Annotated in this window: 19 protein-coding genes; 10 read left to right on the top strand and 9 right to left on the bottom strand. The window is 65.3% G+C overall.

What is annotated here, in order from left to right; genetic code table 11:
• Positions 1-6: 6 nt before the first annotated feature.
• A complete protein-coding gene (gene tkt, locus C3B78_RS09875; protein WP_104999732.1) occupies positions 7-2,124 on the bottom strand; it encodes a transketolase in 2,118 nt (705 codons plus the stop codon).
• 507 nt (positions 2,125-2,631) lie between these two features.
• Here tkt and C3B78_RS09880 point away from each other — a divergent pair.
• Positions 2,632-3,591 carry a heme o synthase gene (locus tag C3B78_RS09880; protein WP_104997913.1) on the top strand — a complete coding sequence of 320 codons (960 nt, stop codon included), beginning with the start codon at positions 2,632-2,634 and terminating at the stop codon, positions 3,589-3,591.
• A 292-nt stretch (positions 3,592-3,883) separates the two neighbouring features.
• Here the strand turns inward: C3B78_RS09880 and C3B78_RS09885 are convergent, their stop codons facing one another.
• From C3B78_RS09885 to C3B78_RS09895, 3 genes are read right to left on the bottom strand one after another with little or no spacing between them, the layout of a single operon-like run.
• Entirely contained in the window at positions 3,884-4,828 is a 945-nt protein-coding gene (locus C3B78_RS09885; protein ID WP_104997914.1) for a COX15/CtaA family protein, read from the bottom strand.
• 7 nt (positions 4,829-4,835) lie between these two features.
• Positions 4,836-5,642, bottom strand: coding sequence for an ABC transporter permease (locus tag C3B78_RS09890; protein WP_234005369.1), 807 nt, complete (start codon positions 5,640-5,642; stop codon positions 4,836-4,838).
• Complete coding sequence (locus C3B78_RS09895) at positions 5,639-6,607, bottom strand: ABC transporter ATP-binding protein (protein ID WP_104997915.1); 969 nt, start codon at positions 6,605-6,607, stop codon at positions 5,639-5,641. The genes C3B78_RS09890 and C3B78_RS09895 overlap by 4 nt, the downstream gene beginning before the upstream one ends.
• A gap of 103 nt (positions 6,608-6,710) precedes the next feature.
• On the opposite strand from C3B78_RS09895, the gene C3B78_RS09900 reads away from it, so the two are divergent.
• The 6 genes from C3B78_RS09900 to C3B78_RS09925 all read left to right on the top strand — a co-directional run bounded on the left by C3B78_RS09900 (position 6,711) and on the right by C3B78_RS09925 (position 11,907).
• A complete protein-coding gene (locus C3B78_RS09900) occupies positions 6,711-7,553 on the top strand; it encodes a helix-turn-helix transcriptional regulator (RefSeq protein WP_396136717.1) in 843 nt (280 codons plus the stop codon).
• On the top strand, positions 7,553-9,016 hold the full coding sequence (gene sufB, locus C3B78_RS09905) for a Fe-S cluster assembly protein SufB (RefSeq protein WP_104997916.1): 1,464 nt from the start codon (positions 7,553-7,555) through the stop codon (positions 9,014-9,016). Before C3B78_RS09900 ends, sufB begins: the two co-directional genes overlap by 1 nt.
• A gap of 2 nt (positions 9,017-9,018) precedes the next feature.
• Positions 9,019-10,302, top strand: coding sequence for a Fe-S cluster assembly protein SufD (gene sufD / locus C3B78_RS09910; protein WP_104997917.1), 1,284 nt, complete (start codon positions 9,019-9,021; stop codon positions 10,300-10,302).
• 23 nt (positions 10,303-10,325) lie between these two features.
• Entirely contained in the window at positions 10,326-10,685 is a 360-nt protein-coding gene (locus C3B78_RS09915; RefSeq protein WP_104997918.1) for a non-heme iron oxygenase ferredoxin subunit, read from the top strand.
• A gap of 79 nt (positions 10,686-10,764) precedes the next feature.
• Complete coding sequence (gene sufC / locus C3B78_RS09920; protein ID WP_104997919.1) at positions 10,765-11,559, top strand: Fe-S cluster assembly ATPase SufC; 795 nt, start codon at positions 10,765-10,767, stop codon at positions 11,557-11,559.
• 15 nt (positions 11,560-11,574) lie between these two features.
• Positions 11,575-11,907 carry a metal-sulfur cluster assembly factor gene (locus C3B78_RS09925; protein WP_104997920.1) on the top strand — a complete coding sequence of 111 codons (333 nt, stop codon included), beginning with the start codon at positions 11,575-11,577 and terminating at the stop codon, positions 11,905-11,907.
• Positions 11,908-12,046: 139 nt separating this feature from the next.
• Here the strand turns inward: C3B78_RS09925 and ypfJ are convergent, their stop codons facing one another.
• Positions 12,047-12,925, bottom strand: a complete 879-nt coding sequence (ypfJ, locus tag C3B78_RS09930; protein ID WP_104997921.1) for a KPN_02809 family neutral zinc metallopeptidase — start codon at positions 12,923-12,925, stop codon at positions 12,047-12,049.
• Positions 12,926-12,984: 59 nt separating this feature from the next.
• Here ypfJ and C3B78_RS09935 point away from each other — a divergent pair, with 59 nt between their 5' ends.
• Positions 12,985-14,391: a class I adenylate-forming enzyme family protein gene (locus tag C3B78_RS09935; protein ID WP_104997922.1), complete on the top strand. Its 1,407-nt coding sequence runs from the start codon at positions 12,985-12,987 to the stop codon at positions 14,389-14,391.
• On the top strand, positions 14,381-15,559 hold the full coding sequence (locus C3B78_RS09940) for a thiolase family protein (protein ID WP_104997923.1): 1,179 nt from the start codon (positions 14,381-14,383) through the stop codon (positions 15,557-15,559). The genes C3B78_RS09935 and C3B78_RS09940 overlap by 11 nt, the downstream gene beginning before the upstream one ends.
• A 14-nt stretch (positions 15,560-15,573) precedes the next feature.
• Here the strand turns inward: C3B78_RS09940 and C3B78_RS09945 are convergent, their stop codons facing one another.
• The 4 genes from C3B78_RS09945 to C3B78_RS09960 all read right to left on the bottom strand — a co-directional run bounded on the left by C3B78_RS09945 (position 15,574) and on the right by C3B78_RS09960 (position 20,560).
• A complete protein-coding gene (locus tag C3B78_RS09945; RefSeq protein ID WP_104997924.1) occupies positions 15,574-16,197 on the bottom strand; it encodes an energy-coupling factor transporter transmembrane component T family protein in 624 nt (207 codons plus the stop codon).
• Complete coding sequence (locus C3B78_RS09950; protein WP_104997925.1) at positions 16,194-16,925, bottom strand: energy-coupling factor ABC transporter ATP-binding protein; 732 nt, start codon at positions 16,923-16,925, stop codon at positions 16,194-16,196. Before C3B78_RS09950 ends, C3B78_RS09945 begins: the two co-directional genes overlap by 4 nt.
• 11 nt (positions 16,926-16,936) lie before the next feature.
• The gene (locus C3B78_RS09955) at positions 16,937-17,581 is read right to left on the bottom strand and encodes a biotin transporter BioY (RefSeq protein WP_104997926.1); all 645 of its coding nucleotides are present in this window, start codon (positions 17,579-17,581) and stop codon (positions 16,937-16,939) included.
• Positions 17,582-17,782: 201 nt separating this feature from the next.
• Positions 17,783-20,560 carry a phytase gene (locus C3B78_RS09960; protein ID WP_104997927.1) on the bottom strand — a complete coding sequence of 926 codons (2,778 nt, stop codon included), beginning with the start codon at positions 20,558-20,560 and terminating at the stop codon, positions 17,783-17,785.
• Positions 20,561-21,025: 465 nt separating this feature from the next.
• On the opposite strand from C3B78_RS09960, the gene C3B78_RS09965 reads away from it, so the two are divergent.
• The gene (locus C3B78_RS09965; protein WP_442778240.1) at positions 21,026-22,195 is read left to right on the top strand and encodes a CBM96 family carbohydrate-binding protein; all 1,170 of its coding nucleotides are present in this window, start codon (positions 21,026-21,028) and stop codon (positions 22,193-22,195) included.
• Positions 22,196-22,398: the final 203 nt, after the last annotated feature.

A 22,398-nucleotide genomic window follows, 5' to 3' on the forward strand; every position in this document is an offset into this window, starting at 1 on the left:
TTGGGGTTATGCCTGGAGGCTGGCGAGGGAGTCCTTGGCGGCCGCGGCAACTGCTGCCGCGGTGATGCCGAACTCCTGGAAGAGGCGCTTGTAGTCTGCGGAAGCGCCGTAGTGCTCGAGGCTGATGGAACGGCCGGCGTCGCCGACGAATTCTTTCCAGCCCAGGGCCAGTCCTGCTTCAACGGACACGCGTGCCTTCACGGCGGCGGGCAGGACGGATTCGCGGTAGGCGGCGTCCTGTTTGTTGAACCATTCAACGCAGGGCATGGAGACGACGCGCGCGGCGATGCCCTCGGCCTGCAGGGCTTCGCGGGCCTGTACGGCCAGCTGGACCTCGGAGCCGGTGGCGATGAGGATGACGTCGGCCGGAACGGTTACGCCGTCCTTGGCAGCCTCGGCCAGGACGTAACCGCCCTTCGCGACCCCCGCAACGGAACCGAACGTGTCGCCGTCGGCCTCGGCCTCGCCGCGCTCCCAGGTGGGGATGTTCTGGCGGGTCAACACGATGCCGGCAGGGTTGCTGTGGTTCTCCAGCATGGTCTTCCACGCAACCGCGACTTCATTGGCGTCACCGGGACGGACAACATCCAGCCCAACGATGGCGCGCAGCGAGGCCAGCTGCTCCACCGGCTGGTGCGTGGGTCCGTCTTCGCCCAGTCCGATGGAGTCGTGCGTCCAGACGTACAGGGACGGGACACCCATCAGTGCGCCGAGGCGGATGGCCGGACGCTGGTAGTCGCTGAAGATCAGGAACGTTCCGGAGAACGCACGCGTGCGGCCGTGCAGGCTGATGCCGTTCACGATCGATGCGGCGGCGTGCTCGCGGATGCCGAAGTGCAGGACCCGGCCGTACGGGTTGCCGGACCACGCGTCAGTCTGCTTGGAGGCGGGAACGAACGACGGCGAGCCCTCAATGGTGGTGTTGTTCGACTCCGCGAGGTCGGCCGAGCCGCCCCACAGTTCCGGCAGGACCGGGCCCAGGGCATTCAGGACCTTGCCCGAGGCGGCGCGGGTGGAGACGTCCTTGCCGGCAGGGAACACCGGAAGCGCTGAGTCAAGGCCTTCGGGAAGTTCCTTGGCTTCGATGCGCTGCAGCAGGGCGGCGCCTTCGGGGTTGGCGGCCTGCCAGGCGTTGAAGGACTCCTCCCACTCCTTGCGGGCAGCGGCGCCGCGGTCGACGACGGCGCGGGCGTGGGCAAGGACGTCCTGGTCGACGTCGAAGGACTTGGCCGGGTCAAAGCCCAGGACTTCCTTCAGGGCCGCGACTTCTTCGGACCCCAGGGCGGAACCGTGGATCTTTCCGGTGTTCTGCTTCTTGGGTGCGGGGTAGCCGATGATGGTGCGCAGGGAGACGATCGAGGGCTTGGACGTCTCGGCCTTGGCAGCGAGGAGTGCGGAGTACAGCTCCTGCACGTCCTCCTTGTATTCGCCGGTCTTGGTCCAGTCCACGCGCTGGACATGCCAGCCGTAGGCCTCGTAGCGCTTCAGGACATCCTCGGTGAAGGCGATGTCGGTATCGTCCTCGATGGAGATGTGGTTCTCATCGTAGACAACAACGAGGTTGCCGAGCTCCTGGTGGCCGGCCAGCGAGGAAGCCTCGGCCGTGACGCCTTCCTGCAGGTCGCCGTCGGAGGCGATGACCCAGATGGTGTGGTCGAACGGGCTCTCGCCGGCGGGAGCGTCGGCGTCGAACAGTCCGCGCTGGCGGCGCTGGGAGTAGGCGAACCCGACGGAGGACGCCAGGCCCTGGCCCAGCGGGCCGGTGGTGATCTCGACGCCTGCGGTGTGCTTGTACTCAGGGTGGCCGGGGGTCAGTGAGCCCCAGGTGCGCAGTGCCTGCAGGTCCTTCAGTTCCAGGCCGTAGCCGGAAAGGAACAACTGGATGTAGAGGGTGAGCGAGGTGTGGCCGGGGGAGAGGATGAAGCGGTCACGGCCCAGCCAGTCAGGGTTGCGGGGATCATGGCGCATCAGCTTCTGGAAAAGAAGGTATGCGGCCGGCGCGAGGCTCATGGCCGTTCCGGGGTGGCCGTTGCCCACCTTCTCCACCGCGTCGGCGGCCAGCACGCGGATGGTGTCCACCGCGCGCTGGTCCAGGCTGGTCCAAGACAGTTCTTGCTCTTCCAAATGTGGCACGAAAACCGGGCCCCTCTCTGTGCTGATGGCAGGCGGCACACGGGATCCGTACAAAGGCACGCTGTGTGGCGCCCGCTCGGTGTGTACCAGCCGTTCACCATCGAAACGTTGATCTTTTCACTCAGCCACTGGCCAGTCGGGGAATGCGTTTTCCACTGCTTCCTCGCTGCGTGCTGATCTTGTGACAGCTTAGCTCTATTCCACCCTTTGGGCGGCGTAAATCTCACGTTGTGGACGCAATTTCCGCTTATATGAATGCGTCTGAAGTGAGGTTGAGTTAATCTGCTCGAATCGGTGCGCGAGCAATCACCAGCACCAAATGGAGGGCCGTTGGGAGCGGGCCGGCGCGGTATGATATTCGGAGGCCAGCGCCGGGTCGGGGAATAATTCCAGCCGCCCGCACTCCCGGCTGTTGCGTGGATCACTGTTCCGCGGGCGCCCGGTTGGACCGGGCCGCATGACTAGCTGGACAGCCAGACAGAACTGCCAACAGAACGGGTGACCGCCACCGTGAGCACAACAGATACGCCGCTGAACGCATCCCGGGCCTCACGGGCCGGGATCGCCCGTAAGGCAAAGGCGTATCTCGCCCTCACCAAGCCCCGCGTCATTGAACTGCTCCTGGTCAGCACGTTGCCCACCATGATTTATGCGGAACGCGGCTTTCCGGCCATCGGGCTCATCCTTGCCACGCTGGTCGGCGGGGCCTTTGCTGCCGGCAGCGCCGGAGCCTTCAACTGCTACATCGACCGCGACATCGACAAGCTCATGCACCGGACAGAGAACCGGCCGCTGGTCACCGGCGAGGTCACGCCGCGCGAGGCACTGGTCTTCTCCTGGCTCCTCGGCGCCGCGGCCATCGCCATCCTCTGGTTCGGCGCCAACCCGCTGTCCGCGTGGCTTGGCCTTGGGGCGATCTTCTTCTACGTGGTGGTCTACACGATGATCCTCAAGCGCCGCACCGCGCAGAACATCGTGTGGGGCGGAGCGGCGGGCTGCTTCCCGGTGCTGATTGCCTGGGCCGCGGTCACCAACTCGGTGGACTGGCCCGCCGTCATCCTCTTCATGGTGATCTTCCTCTGGACGCCGCCGCACTACTGGCCGCTGTCCATGCGCTACGGCGAGGACTACCGCAACGCCAAAGTCCCCATGCTGGGCGCCATCGCCGGCGCCAAAGTGGTCTCCGTGCAGGTGGTCCTCTACGCCTGGGCCATGGTGGCGTGCTCGCTCCTGATGGTTCCCGCCGGCGGTGCCGGCTGGGTCTACACCGTCACCGCCGTCCTGGCCGGCGCCTGGTTCCTTTACGAGTCACACGCCCTGTACAGCAGGGCACAGCGTGAGGACATCTCCGACAAGCGGGCCATGAAGGTCTTCCACGGCTCCATCAGCTACCTCACCCTGCTCTTCATCGCCCTGGCAGTCGACCCGTTCATCGGGCCCGCCATCGTGGCCGGCTGACCCACGACGCTCTATCACTTACTGCTGGTTCTGCTCCCACGCCCTATCAGTTCCCGGGTATTCCGGATCACCATCTCTCACCTGCCAAGCCCTTCCTGACCTCATGACCAGCTCGTGAGGTGAGAAAGGGCTTGTTTTTCCTCCCCATCGACTGCAGGAGGGCTTGGGCAAAAAGACTGCCGCATGTGAGAGAGCATGTGCCACTTTCCTGCGGGAAGTGAGAGAGCGTCGTGAACGCACGAGCGCCCCGGATCGTAACGAACCGGGGCGCTCCGCGTCTGGCAGTGTGGACCTACTCCACCGGGCTCGACCTGGCCACGTCCCAGGCATTGGTGGCAGCCCCCATGAGCAGCGCGGCCCCCAGCATGTGGGCGGCCACCAGCAGTACCGGGATGCCGTTGTAGTACTGGGTGAAACCGATGACCGCCTGCAGCACCGTGACGCCCAGGAGCGCCAGCACGGCAGTCCGGAACGGTCCCCGGATCCGGCGCATCAGCACCACGGCGAGGGCCACTAGGGTCCCGGCGGTGATCATGTACGCAGGGATGGCATGGATGTGGGAGAACAGATCCCAGTCGAGGCCGTTGCGGGGAGCGTCGGCATCACCTGCGTGCGGACCGGCTCCGGTTACCACGACGCCCAGCATGACGGCGAGGGCAGAAAAAAGCGCGACGGCGGCCGTCACGGGGCGCAGGGCTCCCGGCAGGGCGGGGTGGCGTACGGCCAGGAACCGCCCGGTGCGCCCGTAGGCGCGGTTCACGAGCAGCGTGGCGAACACCACCAGTGCCATGGATACCAGGAAGTGAAGTCCGACTACCCAGGGGTTTAGGTTGGTGAGGACGGTGATGCCGCCGATTACGGCCTGGGCGGGGATGCTGGCCAGGAGGCCCAGTGCAAGCAGGAAGAGGTCGCGCCGCTCCTTGCGGAGGTTCCACAGATACACCAGCATCAAAGCGGCGACGGCGGCCAGGGCGAAAGTGAGGAGGCGGTTGCCGAATTCGATGAAGCCGTGGATGCCCATCTCGGGGGTGTTCACCAGGGAGTTGTCCGTGCAGCGGGGCCAGGTGGGACAGCCCAGGCCGGACGAAGTCAGCCGTACGGCGCCACCGGTGACCACCAGCAGGGTCTGCCCGATCAGGGAAGCTACAGCCAGGCGGCGGACGCTGGTGTCCACCGTGCGGGGCAGCCGTGACGCCAGGCGGCCGGCAAACTCGGGGAGGCGGAAGGCGGTACTCACGAATATCTCAATTCCACTTGAACCAACGGATTGCTGCTGCGCCGGCAATGACTGTCCAGAGCACCAGTATGAGGGCGGCAGCGCCATTCACCGCACCGTGCAGGAAGGCGTCCCGCAAGGCCTCGCCGAGTGCGCCCGAGGGCAGGTACCCAACGATCTGCTGGGCCCCGGCGGGGAGCCTTTCCGCCGGAATCACGATTCCGCCGAGGGCCCCCAGGAGGATCCACAGCAGGTTGGTGATGGCCAGGGTGGCTTCCGGACGGACGGTTCCGGCCACCAGGAGGCCCAGGGCAGTAAAAGCCGCCGCCCCCAGCGCAAGGAGCAGGAGCCCGGGGATCCAGCCGGCCGCCGTCGGCTGCCATCCCAGCGACAGCCCGGCACCCGCCACCACGGCAACCTGCAGGCACAGCACCACCAGGACCGAAAGAACCTTGCCCGCGATGAGCCCGCCCCGGCCCAGCGGGGTGGTGGAGAGGAAGCGGAGCACGCCGTAACGCCGGTCGAATCCGGTGGCGATGCCCTGCCCGGTAAAGGCCGTGGACATGGCACAGAGGGCAAGGATGCCGGGAACCGCCGCATCGATGCGGGTGGATCCGAGCCCGTCCAGGAAGGGTGTCACCGTCAGGCCAACCAGCGCCAGCAGCGGCAGCACCACGGCAAGGATCAGCTGCTCGCCATTGCGCAGCATTGCCAGCGCTTCGTACCTGCCCTGCAGCAGTATGCGGCGCAGCAGGGGTGCGGGCGACTGGCGTGCGGGGGCTCCGGCGCCGGTGCCGGGAGCGGTGCCTGCGGCGCCCGCGGGAGTCCCGTTCATCGGAGGTCCTTTCCCGAAATGTCCAGAAAGACGTCTTCAAGGCTACGCGCCTGCAGGGTCATGAAAGCGGGCATGATGTCGTGGACGGCCCACCACTCCGCCAGGGCCGCAAGGTGGCGGGGCGTCAGCGTGCCGGTGGCGGTGTAGCTGCCGGCCCGTTCCTCGGAGATGACGACGTCGGCGGGCAGCACCCCGGACAGGTCCAGTCCCGGCCTTGCCTCGAAGGTGAGGGTCCGCACGTGGTCCCCGCCCGCCTCCACGGCGGGTCCGCGCTGGAGGAGTTCCTGGACTGTCCCTTCGGCGACGTTCCGGCCGCCGTCGATGATGTAGACATAGTCGGCCAGCCGCTGGGCGTCGTCCATCAGGTGCGTCGTGAGGATGATCCCCATGCCTGAATCCCGCAGTTCGCCGATCAGCTCGAACACCAGCTGGCGGGACTGGGGATCCAGCCCGGCGCTCGGCTCGTCGAGGAACAGGACTTCCGGCCGGCCGATCAATGCTGCCGCAAGGGCAAGGCGCTGTTTCTGGCCGCCTGAGAGCCGCCGGACAGTGGTCCGGCCGAACGCGTCGATCCCCAGCCGCTCAACCAGGTCCTCCACGGGCCAGGGGTGCGCGTAAAGTCCGGCAATGTGCCGCAGCAGCGGCAGGGGCCTGGCCGACGGCGGGAGGCCGCCGTCCTGGAGCATGACACCTACGCGGGAACGCAGGTCAGCCCCTGCCGACGCCGGGTCCTGGCCCAGCAGGGTGATGCTGCCGCCGCTGCGCTTCTGCAGGCCCTGGGCGCATTCGAGGGTGGTGGTTTTGCCTGCACCGTTGGCGCCCAGCAGTGCCGTGACCTGCCCGCGCTCGGCGACGAGTGAGATGCCGCCCACCACCCGGAGCATTTTCCCGTCCAGGCTGGAAAGCGGACCTACATCCTTAATGAGCCCATTAATGGACAGGACAGGGGATTGGGGCGATCGCACCACAGTATTCTACGGGAAGTAGTATTGCCGGCAGTCCGCTTCAGCGGGTGAGGTCAGCCTCGCCTTACTGGAACCCGGGACTAAATTACGACACTATTGTGTTGTGTATTCCATGACCAACGCTACTGCTGTGCCTGTTGTCCGGCACGGAGCTTCCGCTGTTTCCGCGGAAGGCGGCGTCATGCCTGCAGGACCGGTGGCTGACGCCGATGAGCGTACCCGCGACCGCGTCCTTGCTGCCGTCCTGGAACACGGACCAGTCAGTGCCGCCGAGCTGGGCGACCTGCTGGGATTCACACCTGCGGCAGTCCGCCGGCACCTGGACCATTTGTCCCGTGCAGGCGTCATCGAAGTCAAGCGGGTGGCTAAGTCGGGTGCGGGGGCAGGCCGCCCCGCCCGGCGTTATGTCCTTAGCTCCCAGGGTCAATCGAGCCTTGGCAACGACTACCTTGATATTGCCGCCCTCGCCCTCCAGCAGCTCCAGGAAATGGCAGGGCCGGACGCGGTGCGCGCCTTCGCCGTCGAGCGTTTTGCCGACATGGAGCGCCGGTACGCGCCCGAGATCGAGAAGGCCGGCCCGGACATCACCGACCGCGCCAAAGCGCTTGCGGACGCCCTGAGCCGGGACAACTTCGTGGCCTCGGCAGCCTCCATCGAGGCCAAGGCTCCGTTGCCGGCCGCCCTTTCCAGTGTCCAGCTGTGCCAGGGGCATTGCCCCATCCAGCAGCTCGCCGCCCGCTTCCCCGTGTTTTGCGATGTGGAGACCGAAGTGTTCGCAAGGCTGGTGGGCGTAGACGTGCGCCGGCTCTCCACACTTGCCCGCGGCGGCCACGTCTGCACCACCCACATTCCCACAGGAAGGCTGTCTGCCGGAGGCCCTAAACCGCTCCCGGCAGCCCCCGCCCGCCTGAATGAAGTAACCAACCATCAGCAAGAAAGGCCGTGATGACGGACCAACTATCAGAGAAAGCAGTCGCCGAAAACACTGTGATCTCGGAGATTCTTGAGAAGAATCCCGAGCTTCACGGCATCGGCAACTACGAGTACGGCTGGGCTGACAAGAACGACGTCGGCGCCAACGCCCGCCGTGGGCTGGATGAAGAGGTAGTCCGGGACATTTCGGCCAAGAAGAGCGAGCCGGAATGGATGCTCGACCTTCGCCTCAAGGGCCTGAAGTACTTCGACCGGAAGCCCATGCCCACGTGGGGTGCGGACCTCTCCGGCATCGACTTTGACAACATCAAGTACTTCGTCCGCTCCACGGAGAAGCAGGCTGCCACCTGGGAAGACCTGCCCGAGGACATCCGCAACACCTACGAGAAGCTGGGCATCCCGGAAGCCGAGCGCAGCCGCCTCGTCTCCGGCGTGGCCGCACAGTACGAGTCGGAGGTTGTCTACCACCAGATCCGGGAGGACCTCGAAGCCCAGGGCGTCATCTTCCTGGACACCGACACCGCCCTCAAGGAACACCCGGAGATCTTCCAGGAGTACTTCGGCACGGTCATCCCCGTGGGCGACAACAAGTTCGCGTCGCTGAACACCTCAGTGTGGTCAGGCGGTTCCTTCGTCTATGTGCCCAAGGGCGTCCACGTGGACATCCCGCTGCAGGCATACTTCCGCATCAACACGGAAAACATGGGCCAGTTCGAGCGCACCCTGATCATTGCCGACGAGGACTCCTACGTCCACTACATCGAAGGCTGCACAGCGCCCATCTACACCTCGGACTCGCTACACTCGGCCGTCGTGGAGATCATCGTGAAGAAGGGCGCCCGCGTCCGGTACACCACCATCCAGAACTGGTCCAACAACGTGTACAACCTGGTGACCAAGCGTGCCATCTGCGAAGAGGGCGCCACCATGGAATGGGTCGACGGCAACATCGGCTCCAAGGTCACCATGAAGTACCCGGCCGTTTACCTCGTGGGCGAGCATGCCAAGGGCGAGACCCTGTCCATCGCGTTCGCCGGCGAAGGCCAGCACCAGGACACCGGCTCCAAGATGGTCCACATCGCGCCGAACACCAAGAGCTCCATCATCTCCAAGTCCGTGGCCCGCGGCGGCGGACGTGCAGCCTACCGCGGCCTGGTCCAGGTCCGCGAAGGCGCCAAGCACTCAGCCAATACCGTCCGCTGCGATGCGCTGCTGGTGGACACCATCAGCCGTTCGGACACCTACCCCTACATCGACATCCGCGAAGACGATGTTGTGATGGGCCACGAGGCAACTGTTTCCCGGGTCAGCGAAGAGCAGCTCTTCTACCTCATGTCCCGCGGCATGCGCGAGGACGAAGCCATGGCGATGATCGTCCGCGGCTTCATCGAGCCGATTGCCCGCGAGCTCCCCATGGAGTACGCACTTGAGCTGAACCGCCTGATTGAACTGCAGATGGAAGGGTCCGTCGGATAACGATGACTGAAATCACTACTGAAAAGGCGCGCATCGGCGCGCCCTCAGCCCAGCCGTTCATTGACGGCTTCACGGAGGAAGGCGAGAGCCTTTCTCCCATCAATGCGGGCAACAAGGCGCCGCTTGCCGGTGCTCCGGCCAAGCGCCACTCCCACGGCGGCGGCGTCGGTGTCCCGGACAGCTCACGCGCCGGCCGCCTGACGTCCTACAGGCTTGCCGACTTCAAGCCGCTGACCGGCATGGAGGAAGACTGGCGCTTCACCCCGCTCAAGCGCCTCCGCGGGCTCCACTCCGAGGTCCTTTCCGGCGCGGCGCCCGCCGTGGTTGTCAACGGTCCTGAGCAGGTCACCGTTGAGAGCGTCGGCCGCGACGACCAGCGCATCGGTACGGCCGGCATCCCCGAGGACCGCGTGTCCGCCAACGCCTGGGAGAACTTCGCCGGCGCCACCGTGGTAACCATCCCGTCCGAGTTCGAAGCCACGTCGGAGATCAACGTAGACATCGAGGGCACGTCCCTCGAAGCCGCCGCCCAGCACCTCGTGATCGTTGCGGAGAAGTTCTCCAAGGCAGTGGTGGTCCTGAACCACAGGGGCTCCGCCGTTGTTTCGGAAAACGTCGAGATCATCGTTGAAGACGGCGCCGACCTGACCGTTATCACGCTTCAGGAATGGAACGACGACGCCGTCCACGCCTCCTCCCAGCAGGCGAAGATCGGCCGCGACGCCAAGCTCAAGCACGTCATGGTGAGCCTCGGCGGCGACCTCGTGCGTGTTACGCCGTCGGCCCGCTTCACCGCCCCCGGCGGCGAAGCCGAGATGTTCGGCCTGTACTTCGCCGACGCCGGCCAGCACCTGGAGCAACGCCTCTTCGTTGACCACGCCGTGGCCAACTGCAAGTCCAACGTGCTGTACAAGGGCGCGCTGCAGGGCCGGAACGCCCACGCAGTCTGGGTTGGCGACGTCCTGATCCGCAAGGAAGCAGAAGGCACCGATACCTACGAGGCCAACCGCAACCTGCTGCTGACGGACGGTGCCCGCGCCGACTCCGTGCCCAACCTCGAAATCGAGACCGGCCTGATCGAGGGTGCCGGCCACGCCAGCGCCACCGGCCGCATGGATGACGAGCACCTGTTCTACCTGATGGCACGCGGCATCCCCGAGGACGTTGCCCGCCGACTGGTGGTCCGCGGCTTCCTGAACGAGATCATCCAGCAGATCAAGGTCCCCTCCATCGAGGAGCGGCTGACCGAGGCTGTTGAGCACGAGCTCGCCCTCACGGACAACTAGGAAGCACGGAGCACGGTTTACAGATGACTGACCAGCCAAAGGGCGAGCTTGTCTGCAAGGTGGATGAAATCCAGCTGAAGCAGGCGCTGCGGATCCTGATCGACGACTACCCTGTGGCCATCGTCAAGGACTCCATGGGGGAGATCCACGCCATCGGCGACACCTGCTCGCACGCGGACATTTCGCTGTCCGAGGGCGAGGTGGAGGGCTGCGCCATCGAGTGCTGGGGCCACGGGTCCCAGTTCGATCTGCGCAGCGGCCAGCCGCTGCAGCTGCCGGCCTACGATCCCGTCCCGGTGTTCGCCGTCGACATCCACGGGGACGAGGTCTACGTGGACGTCAGCAATGTCCTCAACGGCGCCGAAGCTCCGAACTTCAGCTAGCACCACAGAATTACGAACCAACTTCCAGACAGAGAACGCACCGCGGCCGGCAGGCACGGTGCAGAGGAGAACAAGACACATGTCTACTCTTGAGATCAAGGACCTGCACGTCAGCATTGAGACGGAGCAGGGAACCAAGGAAATCCTGAAGGGCGTCAGCCTGACCATCCGGACCGGCGAGACCCACGCCATCATGGGCCCCAACGGCTCCGGCAAGTCCACGCTGGCGTCCACCATCGCGGGCCACCCGCGCTACAACGTCACCAGCGGCTCCATCACCCTTGACGGCGAAGACGTCCTGGCGATGAGTGTCGACGAGCGCGCCCGTGCAGGCGTCTTCCTTGCCATGCAGTACCCGGTGGAGGTCCCCGGTGTCAGCATGACCAACTTCCTGCGCACCGCAAAGACCGCCATCGACGGCGAAGCGCCCAAGCTCCGCACCTGGACCAAGGACGTCAAGGCTGCCATGGAGAAGCTGCGGATCGACGCCGACTTCGCCCAGCGCAACGTGAACGAGGGCTTCTCCGGCGGTGAGAAGAAGCGCGTGGAAATCCTGCAGCTGGAACTCTTCAAGCCGAAGTTCGCCGTCCTGGACGAGACCGACTCCGGCCTGGACGTCGACGCGCTGAAGGTCGTTTCCGAGGGCGTCAACCGCGCCCACGCCGAGGGCAAGATGGGCACGCTGCTCATCACGCACTACACGCGCATCCTGCGCTACATCAAGCCTGACTTCGTGCACGTGTTCGTGGACGGCCAGGTTGTCGAGGAAGGCGGCCCGGAGCTGGCCGACCGCCTGGAAGAAGAAGGCTACGACCGCTACGCCAAGGGCGCCGGCGCAGCCACCATCGCGGCCTCCGCCGCAGCACAGGCCTAGTAAAGGACACCTGCCATGACCGAAATCAACACGGCACGCACGAGCCTTGAGGACGTCGAGGAGGCCCTCAAGGACGTCATCGACCCCGAACTCGGCGTCAACATCGTTGACCTGGGCCTGCTGTACGGCTTGAAGTACTCCGATGACGACGGCGCACTGCTGATCGACATGACCCTGACCACGGCGGCCTGCCCGCTCACCGATGTTCTGGAGGAGCAGGTGGGCAAGGCCCTGGACGGCGTTGTCGATGAGTGGCGCTTGAACTGGGTTTGGATGCCGCCATGGGGTCCCGAGCGGATCACTGACGACGGCAAGGACCAGATGCGGGCCCTCGGCTTCAACATCTGAGCGCCTCACAAGTACGACGACGGCGGGTCATCTTTCCCGGGAAAGGTGACCCGCCGTCGTTCCTCCACCTCCCACATCCATTGCTCCATACTTGTCGTTTTCAGACCTCAAAACGACAGGTGCGGAGCAATCGATGGGGTTATAGGGTGGCGGCGCTGAAGGTGTCGCACTGGTTGATGTCCCCGGTCTCGTAGCCGCGGTAGAACCAGCGCTGGCGCTGCTCGCTGGATCCGTGGGTCCAGGCCTCGGGAGTGACGCGGCCGGTGGCCGCCTCCTGGATCCGGTCGTCGCCAACCGCAGATGCGGCGGACAGTGCGTCATTCAGGTCCTGCTGGGTGAGTGCCTCCAGGAAGGGCTGGCCGTCCGGGCCCGGCTGGGTGGATGCGTGTTTGGCCCAGAGGCCTGCGTAGCAGTCAGCCTGCAGTTCAACCCGGACCGCACCGGACTCCGGCCCCTGCGGATCCTGCTGGGCCTGGTCGAGGTTGCCCAGGACGTTCTGGATGTGGTGCCCGAACTCATGGGCCACCACATACTCCTGCGCCAGCGGGCCGCCGGAAGAACCGAAGCGGTCCACGAGTTCCTGGAAGAAGCCGGGATCAAAGTAGGCGGTGGTATCGGTGGGGCAATAGAACGGTCCCACCGCGCTGGAGGCCGTGCCGCAGCCGGTGCTGACCGCCTGGTCGAAGATCACGGTCTCCGGCTGCGGGTACTGCACGTTGTACTGCCGCAGGTAGGCAGGCCAGAAAGCGTTCAGGCTGTTGACCGTGCCGGTGATGCGGCAGTCCACGCGGGCGTCCGCATCCGCCCCGGTCTGGCAGGCAGGAGCCGTGCCCTGGCTCTGCGGCGCCTGGCCCGCACCGGCCAGGCCCTCCAACAGCTGGGGATTGACGCCCAGCAGCGCGGCAATGAGCAGGATGAGCCCGCCGCCGATGCCGCCGCCCACTTTGACTCCGCGGCCCATGCCGCGCCGGTCCTGGACCTGCGAGGGGTCCAGCTGCACATTGTCATTGAAACTCATAAAGTCACAATACCCGCGGGCCCGCGGCTCAATCCGTGCCGGCCGGTAAAGTTGATGCGATGCCTTTCCTCAACCGAATCCAGCGCTGGGCCGATGAACGGCCGCACGACACCGCAGTCGTGATTGCGGGACGGCGCCTTTCCTGGTTGGAGTTCCGGGATTCCGCCGCCGCGCTGGTAGCCCACGCCAAATCCGTCACGGCCCTCTGTGAGGCCAATTCGGTTGACTTCGCCAGCAAATTCGCCGCGGCGGTGGCGGGCGGGCGCCAGTGCGCCGTCCTCGACCCGGCGTGGCCCGCCCAGCTGCAGGAGGACATCAGGCGGCGCGTCGAAGCGTCGGCGCTGCCGGCGGCGGTGTCCCCGGACGATGAGCTGGCGGACGGTGTGCCGGAGGGCACCTTCCTTATCGGGCTGACGTCCGGCACCACGTCGGTTCCCAAAGCCTTCACGCGGTCCCGGCGATCCTGGCAGTCATCCTTCGACGCCTCGATCGGGTTCTTTGGGCTTCGCCAGGACGACGTCACGCTGGCGCCGGGGCCGCTCGCCGCAAGCCTCAACCTCTACGCCCTGGCAGAGTGCCTTTACGCCGGGTCCGAATTCCAGACCCTCGAATCCTTCGACGTCGGGGACGTCCATGCCGCCATCACGCACGACCGCGTCACCAGGCTGGTGCTGGTGCCCACCATGCTGAGGATGCTCAGCGAGCGCGGCCTGACCGGATGCGTGGACGCTTCCGGGGTCCGCACCATCATCTGTGCCGGCTCGAAGCTGGACGCGCGGACGCTGGAGGCCGCACGCCGCTGGGCCCCGAACGCCACCATCTTCGAGTACTACGGCGCCTCGGAGCTGAGCTTTGTGTCCGGGGCCGGGCTTCCCGCCCGCCAGCTTGCCGTGCACGGCGGCACCGGCATCGGCCGGCCCTTCCCGGGAGTGGACGTCCGGATCCTCGACGACGCAGGCCTGCCCCTCCCGGACGGTGCCGCCGGGAACATCTGTGTCCGGAGCCCTATGGTCAGCAACGGCTACCTCTGGGGCGACGACGGCCAGGCCCTGAAGTCCATTGCCGGCTGGTACACGGTGGGGGACCAGGGGTACCTCGCCGACGGGGAACTGCACATCCTGGGCCGCCGCGCGGACATGATCCTCACGGCCGGCAGGAATGTCTACCCGCACGAGGTTGAACTGGCACTGTCAGCGGTGCCCGGGGTCTCCGCCGCCGTGGCTGCCGGGATGCCGGACGACCTGCGCGGCCAAAGGGTGGTGGCCGGCGTCGTCCCCTCCCATGGCGCAGTCACGGCAACGCAGCTCCGGGCGGGACTCGAAGAGCTGCTGGCACGGGACAAGCGGCCGCTCCAGTACTACCTGCTGGCCGAATTACCGGTCACGGACCGCGGCAAGGTCAGCAGGAGCCTGCTGCTGGACTGGATAAAGTCCCGGGACCCGAGGGTACGCGGCCTTGGCGGCTGACCAGCTCCCTCCGGACCGGCAGCCCGTCATCATCGCGGCACGGCGGACGCCGGTTTGCCGCACCAGCGGTGCCCTCCGGAAAATGCGCGCGCACGGGCTGCTGGCGCCGGTCCTGCGCGGTCTTCTGGCCGACGCCGGGGTTCAGCCCGGTGCCGTCGCCGACGTGGTGATCGGCAACGCCGTGGGCGGCGGCGGAAATGTGGCGCGCCTTTCCCTGCTTGAGGCCGGACTGCCGGTCAGTGTTCCCGGCATCACGGTGGACCGCCAATGCGGTTCGGGGCTGGACGCGATCGTCCTCGCGTCACGGCTGGTGGCCGCAGGCGGTGGCCCGTTGTTCCTTGCCGGAGGAGTGGAAAGCACCAGTACGGCGCCATTGCGCGCGTATAGGAAAGACGACGGCGGCCCGGAGTTTTACCGGCGGGCCCAGTTTGTGCCGGCGGCCTTCGGGGACCCGGACATGGGCGTAGCCGCGGAGACCGTGGCGCAGAAGTTTGGCATCAGCCGGGAGCGGCAGGATGCCTTCGCCCTGCGGAGCCACCGGCTGGCGCGTGGCGCTTCTGACGCCGGATATTTCGACGGCGAGCTGGTTCCGCTGGACACCGAGGCCGGGGCTGTTGCTGCTGACGACGGTCCACGCCGGGGGCTGAACGCCGCGGTGATGTCCCGGTTCCCGGCTGCGTTCGTGGACGGCGGAACTGTCACTGCGGGGAACTCCTGCTTCGATGCGGACGCGGCCTCCGCCGTCGTCATGACATCCCTTCAGCGGGCGCGGGAACTGGGCGCGGCGGACGCGCTGCTGGTGCTGGGCGCGGGGACGGCAGGAGTGGACCCCGAGGTGCTGGGCGTCGGTGCTGCCGCCGCGGCGAAGAACGTGCTCGGTGCCGCGCAGGTGGGCGCCGGGGAGCTGGACCTGGTGGAGTTCAACGAAGCCTTCGCCTCACAGACGCTTGCCTGCCTGGACCTGCTGGGGATTGACAGTGAGCGGGTAAACCTCGACGGCGGGGCGCTGGCCTTGGGCCACGCGTACGGCGCGTCCGGGGCTGTCCTGGTGACGCGGCTTCTCGCCCAGGCGCGCAGGAACGCGGCGCCGGGAAGCCTGGCACTGGCCATGATCAGCAGCGCCGGAGGCATGGGTACGGCAGCGTTGCTGCAGTACGAGCGCCTCTAGGAAGTTCCCGGGCTTCAGTCTTCCGCTTCGCCCAGGCCGCGGGCGGCAAGCGCCTCGCCCGTCTGGCGGGCAAAAGCCACCGAGGTGATGAAGACGGGCAGGATCAGGGCCCTCGGATTTCGTTCCAGGCCCCGGGCGCGGGCGGAATCCCGGACGTCGGCAAAGGTGCCGGCGATGTAGGGGATGCTGCGCAGCATGATGCCGATGGTGAGGGCGAACCGCTCCGGATCGGCACCAAACCTCCTGAAGGGCGTGGCTGCCCTGACTACTCCATCCAGGAGCTGCTGCACCGGGGTGGTGGCCGTGAGCAGCGAGGCCGCTACGACGCAAATGACGATGTTCAGGACGATCCGGGCCGCGGCCGGGGCTCCCAGCTGCCACCACTGGAACAGCCCGATGACCAGCAGGACGGCGGCGAGCGGGCGGATGGCTCCCCAGAGCCGTTTCAGGCCCGCGCCGGTGAGCAGGAAGAGGCCGCAGAGTCCGCCCAGTACCGCCGCCGAGATGAGCCAGTCCTGGATGATGAACGAGGCCAGGCCGCAGCCGAACACCAGGAGGAACTTCAGCGCAAGCGGTGACCGGTGGAGCAGTGAATTTCCAGGCACGTAGTTGGCCAGGAGGAAGCCGTGCCCCCTCATCGGACGCCCGGCTCCGTGGCACGGAGGCCTTCCATGCACAGGGCGCGGTACGCTGCCACCGCTTCCCCCGGGGCACCGTCAAACTCAACCTTTCCCTGTTCGATGACCAGCACGCGGTCCATCTCCAGTGCAAGGTCAAGGTCGTGGGTGGACATGATGACCTGCTGGTCCAGCCCCGCCAGGGTCCTGCGGAGAAGCTCCCGGTTGCGAAGGTCCAGGAGGGTGGAGGGTTCGTCGAGCACAAGGACTTGGGGGTTCACCGCCAGGACGGCAGCAAGGGCCATCAGCTGCCGCTCGCCGCCGGAGAGTTCATAGATGCTCTGGTCCGCCAGGTGCAGCAGTCCCATCCGCTCGAGGGCCGCTTCGGCCTGGCTGCGCCGCTCGGTGCCGTTCTTCACCGAGCGGCGCAGCGAAAGCTCCACGTCCTCCCGGCCGGTGGGCATCACCAGCTGGGAGAGGGGATCGGTGAAGACAAAGCCGACGTTCCGCCGGACTTTCCGGACGGCACGTACTGTGTCGTCGCCGTCGACCGCAACGCTGCCCGCTGTTGGCTGGATGAGGCCGTTGACCAGCCTCAGCAGCGTGGACTTCCCGGAGCCGTTGGCACCGATGACGCCCACGCGCCCCTCCGTGAGTTCGAGGGTGACGTCGTCAAGGAGGACCTTGGGCTCGGGGGAGTGGTCCGTTTCGACGGCGACTGTTGCCTTGTCAAAGGTCACGGAAGGCATGGCGGTTGTTCCTAGGCTTTGGTGGTCTGGACGGTGCCGCGGCGGACGCGGCGGACCAGGATGTCCGGGAATGCGCGGTGGAGGGCGACGGCGATGATGGCGGCGAGGATGTTCTTGATGATGTCTCCGGGATAGAAGACCAGGTCGCTCACGAATGCCTGCGCCAGGGTTGCTTTGGTGTTGAGGGCGATGCCTGCGACGCCGAGCGAGTGCACCACCACCACGCTGGTGGCCATGGCGGCCAGGAAGAGCCAGAGGGCACGGACCTTGGCGGTACGGCGGATCACCAAGGTGGCGAGCCAGCCCACCACCAGGGCTGCGATGGGGAAGGCGATGATGTAGCCGGCGGAAGGACCGGCGAGGATCCCCAGTCCGCTGCGGCCCTGGCTGAAGATCGGAAGGCCGGCAAGGCCCAGCAGGGCGTACAGGCCGACGGCGGCGAAGCCCCTGCCGGGGCCGAGTATCAGGCCGGTGAGCATCACGGCAAGGGTCTGGAAGGTGATGGGGACGCCGAAGCCGTTCACGGCCAGCCCGGGGACCAGGGCCGCGACGGCGACGAGGGCGGCGAAGACGGCGATCAGGCCCAGGTCGGTGGCGTTCCAGCGGTGGCGCTTGGTCTTGACGGTATTGCTGACGGCAGTGTCGGTGTTGCTCATGGTGGTCCTGTCGGGGTAGTACAAGCGGGATCTGGTGTAGTCCCGACGTTACCGGGGCAGGGCAGGGGGTATTTTGTAGGGGCCCTACTAAAGCAGGGCCCGGCGGATGAGGGCTGGGCACAACTGGCCGACGCTTCATGCCAGTAACGGTCCTGGCTCCTGGCGGCCGCGATGGCTTCTGCGAGCTGTGAGCTCCTATGGTTATTGCAGCTGAAGCACCAGCTTTGGCGGGGTGGTTGTCTCCCTTGAGCCGAAATCGGCCCCGTCGCTGCTGGTGGCATTCATGCCAAGCGAGAGGATGCCGCCGAGCTCGCCCTGCAGAGCAGACGCAGTCAGTGGCACTTCATAACTGGTGTTCGACGAGACGGGTCCGAGGCTGCCCAGGACGCTGGTGCCCAGGGCCGGCCGTGTGCTGTACGTGAGGCCGCTCTCAGTCCAGGTGTCGTCCGCAACCAGCCTGACGTTCTGCGTACCCACTGAGCCGCTGGTCGTCGCCCGCAGCTGGAGCTTCGCGCTCACGATCGTCTTTCCTGCGAGTGCCGACAAATCGAACTTCAGGTACGCATTCTCCACCGGGCTGTTGTCCACCGCGAGCTTCGCGGCCGTGCCGTAAGTCGTCGTCGCCGCCCCGCTGGAAACATAAGCGTCCGCTGTTGCTGTTAACGTGACCGTCTCCGGGGGAGTACTGGCCGCGGCCGTTGTGAAGGTCCACGTCTTAGCCACCACGCTGTTGCCGGCGGAATCTTTCGCTCCGGTGACCCTCGCGGTGTACTGCGCACCAGGTTTGAGATTGGCGCTGGGATCCAACGTGGCGGTGTTGTTGCTGAGGTTGACCACCGCATCCACGGGAGTGCTTGAAGTTCCCTCGGCCAGCGTGAACGTCGTGTTGTTTACGGTCGTCGAGTCCATGGCCTCCGAAAACGTAGCCGTGACATTTCCGGTGACCGCTGCGTCTGCTGCATTTTCTGCAGGAGTCACCGAGGTCACCGTGGGTGCGGTGGTATCTTCGGGCGGCGTCCCCGTGCCCGATCCCAGCTGGAGGACCAGCTTTGGCGGGGTGGTTGTCTCCCTTGAGCCGAAGTCGGCCCCGTCGTTGCTGGTGGTGTTGATGCCAAGCGAGAGGATGCCGCCAAGTTCGCCCTGCAGAGCTGACGGAGTCAGTGGCACTTCATAACTGGTGTTCGACGAGACGGGTCCGAGGCTGCCCAGGACGCTGGTGCCCAGGGCCGGCCGTGTGCTGTACGTGAGGCCGCTCTCAGTCCAGGTGTCGTCCGTAACCAGCCTGACGTTCTGCGTACCCACTGAGCCGCTGGTCGTCGCCCGCAGCTGGAGCTTCGCGCTCACGATCGTCTTTCCTGCGAGTGCCGACAAATCGAACTTCAGGTAGGCATTCTCCACCGGGCTGTTGTCCACCGCGAGCTTCGCCGCCGTGCCGTAAGTCGTCGTCGACCCCCCGCTGGAAACATAAGCGTCCGCTGTGGTGGTCAAGATCTGCGTTTGCGGCGCCGAGGTGTCGATCAGCCAAGTACGCTCCGCGGGAGTCGGGTCCGCGTTGCCGGCCGCGTCGGTGGCCCGCACCGTGAAGACGTGCGAGCCAGCTGCGAGATCAGCGTACCTCTTCGGCGAGGCACATCCTTCGAAGGCACCCCCATCCAAGGCACACTCGAAAGTCCCGGGCTCCGTGGCAGTGAAGGTGAACTCGGCCGAGGTGCTGGCGCTGGTCCCTGATGGACCATCTGTAATCGAGGTATCTGGCGGCGTGGTGTCGGGTCCGGGGTCTCCCCCTCCGCCCTCTGCTCCTATTTGACGCGGGTCAAAAGTGGTGTCCACTAGCAGCCGGGGGCTGAAAGCATCGGCAATGCGCTGCCAGGAAACAAGCTTGTGATTCTGGTTACCGCTGTTGCCGTTGCCTGCATTGGTGTTGTTGTGGTCTTGGCTGGTGAAAAGGCCGGCGGGATAGGAAGGTCCGAGGGGGAAATTGTTGACATCAATCCCGTCTTGACCATTCACACCGTCGACGCCGCCGCCATCGGTGATCTTGAAGGAGCCAACGAAGGCGTTGTCTCCCCGGTTGTAGATGACGAAGTTGGATCCACCCTGGCTCGACACAATCAGGTAACCGGTCCCCTGGCGCCCATAGTAAATGGCGGAGTTCTTGACGTTCTCCACTATTCGTCCACCGGTTGCCACGGTGCGGTCCACGAGTGACCGGGTTGAACCGTCTCCCGGCTCAGCTCCGTACCGCCACAGGCCGACTTTCTCCTCGGACACATATAGACGTTGCAGCTCATCATCCGCCGAAATGCCCTCGGAGCTGTCGCCGTTGTCGAAAGAACGCACGGCTGTCCCGCGAACCGAGCCGTTGGAACCGTCCAACTCGAACTGGGTAATCACATTCGTATTGAAATCATGCACAAAGGCGTAATACTTCCCCGACACCGGGGAGTGATACATTCCGAAGCCGCGGGGCCTGCCTGGGGTGCTGATGCGCCCCACCTCTGCCAGGGACCGATCAGCGACGTTCACCCTGTAGAAGCGAACGCCGGTCGACTCCACATTCCTCTCCGTCACACCGACGAGGGCGATGCGCTCGCTGCCCAGCGGAAAGTTGTACCGGAGATCAACGTTGTTCATACTGCCGTGCAGGTAGAAATGCAGCTGGCGCCCGGACAGGTCGTAGACCCCCACTCCTCCGGTACTTAATTTGTCTGTACCGATCACCACGCTCTGCGACGGATCCGTGGGGTGTATCCAGATCGCGGTGTCGTCTGCCGCGTCACTGGAGCTTGGAACGGGTGTTGTCTCTGCCGACGGAGTCACGAGGACGTCCGCCGCTTGCGCTTGCGGGGCGTTGAGTATGTTGAGGCCTGCGAGGGCGGCAGCTAAAACCGCGACAAGCAGGATCCGGAGCAGCGTGGGAGCGTGGCGCAAGGATCCGCCAGCGGCCAGCGTGCGTCGAGCAGCAACCGAGTGAGCCATGGAATTCCTATCCGTTGGCCGGTGCGCTGCACAAATGCACCGACCGGATCTCCGACACGGACGCCCCAGGCCCCAGCAACATTCAGCGTCGTAGAGGAATCCTAACCGCGGCCAAACCAGCCCAGAATAAAGTCAGGTACCCGAACGTCGGCTGGAACTACCTAATTTTTGCCGCCGATCATCCATTCACTCATTAGGTATAGGTTATTCGCCGGCCGCCAAAACTTGGGTATAGGGGATCGATTGCCCGCTTATTGCTCCAGGCTTACGCTTTGAGCTAGCTCGCATTTAGCCGTCGTTGTTTCTGGGCCGACACTGGCGCGGGCAGCCGGTACATCAAAATCCCTAGTAGAAACAGCGATGACCATGAAGGCTACGAGCGTTCAAGCGGTGCAAACTCAGCGGAACCGACGTGGCATTGAGTTCCGGCGTAAATGCGCAGCGGTTGCATCGTCCATTCTGATTATGTTCGCAATTATCACTCCGACAACCGCAGGCGCCGCAGCGACAACCACGTTGGTCATGGACTCTTACGTGCGGGCGGACAGAGCGACTTCGAATTTTGGGACCAGCACCCGTTTATCCACAGACGGCCGTGCGTATATCTGGCGGAACTCGCTCCTACGTTTCTCAGTGCAGGTTCCCGCTGGCGAGCACGTTGTTTCAGCAAAACTTCGGGCGTATTCCGAGACATCCACAACTTCCACTGAATTCGTGGATGTCTTTACTACGTCTGGCGGCTGGACCGAGAGAGGCGTCACGTGGAATAACGCACCGGCCCGAGGGACATGGCTCGGGAAAACCGGCGGATTCGCGAGCGGCTCCTGGGTTGAATGGGACGTGACGAAGAGCGTCAATCCGAAAGGCGGCGAGCAAAACTTCAAGCTGGAAAGCAACGCACGCAAGTGGATTGGATTCAAGTCAAGGGAATCGTCGAACTCTGCCCTGCGGCCAAGACTTGTGGTGACAACCGCGCCTGACACGGTGACTTCCACCGAGGCGGCCGTAGTACACGGATGGGGCGCGAGTGTGGCCGGGGACGAGTTCAATTATTCCGGCGCGCCCGATGCCGCGAAGTGGAATGTCTACAACAGTGCCGGCCACGCGGGCAACGGTATCCGGAGCCCTCAGCAGGTGACCGTGAACGGGTCCGCAATGGTCATGACTGGAACTCCGGATGGCACGACTGCCGGTATGGGCGCCAAGTTTGCAAACCAAAAGTACGGCCGGTGGGAAGTCCGGGCGGCCGGGTCCGGTGATAACGAATACCATTTGGTGTCCATCCTGTGGCCCGACAGTGAAAATTGGCCGTGTGACGGCGAGATTGACTATGCGGAGACCACCGGCGACTGGAACGTCATCCAGTTCTTCCACCACTACGGGTGCTCGAACTCACAGACCACGGCGTCCAAGCCACTGGACGTAACGCAGTTTCACAACTACGCGGTCGACTGGTCGCCGCGCGGGATCGTCGGCTATATCGATGGCTTAAAGTGGTTCGAAGACACCGACCCCGCCCATCAGCCTCCCGGACCGATGCACCAGACACTACAACTGGATTGGTTCCCTGACAGCAGTGCCAACGGAGCCGGCGAGATGCGGGTGGATTGGGTCCGCGTGTACGCGGCAGGGTGAACATCCAAGCGTAAGCAACGCCGAACAATTCCCGGCTGGACATACCGGTCCCCGTCGTGCCTTCGAAAGTGGCAACCAAGGTCCGGTTATTCCAGTTGCGTGAGACCCGTCTCGAAGTAACCGTCCTCAGCGCGTTGAACGGTAGACTTGGGTGGGCCGTTCTCCGGCCCTTGCCGCCCACGCCCATCACAGATACCCGGGGC

It is taken from the genome of Arthrobacter sp. PGP41 (genome assembly GCF_002953935.1).
Taxonomy (GTDB): domain Bacteria; phylum Actinomycetota; class Actinomycetes; order Actinomycetales; family Micrococcaceae; genus Arthrobacter.

Excerpts from the sequence above, each read along its gene's own strand:
- C3B78_RS09890 (WP_234005369.1), bottom strand. The coding sequence starts at position 5,642 with ATGAACGGGACTCCCGCGGGCGCCGCAGGCACCGCTCCCGGCACCGGC.
- sufB (WP_104997916.1), top strand. The coding sequence starts at position 7,553 with ATGACGGACCAACTATCAGAGAAAGCAGTCGCCGAAAACACTGTGATC.
- sufD (WP_104997917.1), top strand. The coding sequence starts at position 9,019 with ATGACTGAAATCACTACTGAAAAGGCGCGCATCGGCGCGCCCTCAGCC.
- C3B78_RS09915 (WP_104997918.1), top strand. The coding sequence starts at position 10,326 with ATGACTGACCAGCCAAAGGGCGAGCTTGTCTGCAAGGTGGATGAAATC.
- sufC (WP_104997919.1), top strand. The coding sequence starts at position 10,765 with ATGTCTACTCTTGAGATCAAGGACCTGCACGTCAGCATTGAGACGGAG.
- C3B78_RS09925 (WP_104997920.1), top strand. The coding sequence starts at position 11,575 with ATGACCGAAATCAACACGGCACGCACGAGCCTTGAGGACGTCGAGGAG.
- ypfJ (WP_104997921.1), bottom strand. The coding sequence starts at position 12,925 with ATGAGTTTCAATGACAATGTGCAGCTGGACCCCTCGCAGGTCCAGGAC.
- C3B78_RS09935 (WP_104997922.1), top strand. The coding sequence starts at position 12,985 with ATGCCTTTCCTCAACCGAATCCAGCGCTGGGCCGATGAACGGCCGCAC.
- C3B78_RS09945 (WP_104997924.1), bottom strand. The coding sequence starts at position 16,197 with ATGAGGGGGCACGGCTTCCTCCTGGCCAACTACGTGCCTGGAAATTCA.
- C3B78_RS09950 (WP_104997925.1), bottom strand. The coding sequence starts at position 16,925 with ATGCCTTCCGTGACCTTTGACAAGGCAACAGTCGCCGTCGAAACGGAC.
- C3B78_RS09955 (WP_104997926.1), bottom strand. The coding sequence starts at position 17,581 with ATGAGCAACACCGACACTGCCGTCAGCAATACCGTCAAGACCAAGCGC.
- C3B78_RS09960 (WP_104997927.1), bottom strand. The coding sequence starts at position 20,560 with ATGGCTCACTCGGTTGCTGCTCGACGCACGCTGGCCGCTGGCGGATCC.
- C3B78_RS09965 (WP_442778240.1), top strand. The coding sequence starts at position 21,026 with ATGTTCGCAATTATCACTCCGACAACCGCAGGCGCCGCAGCGACAACC.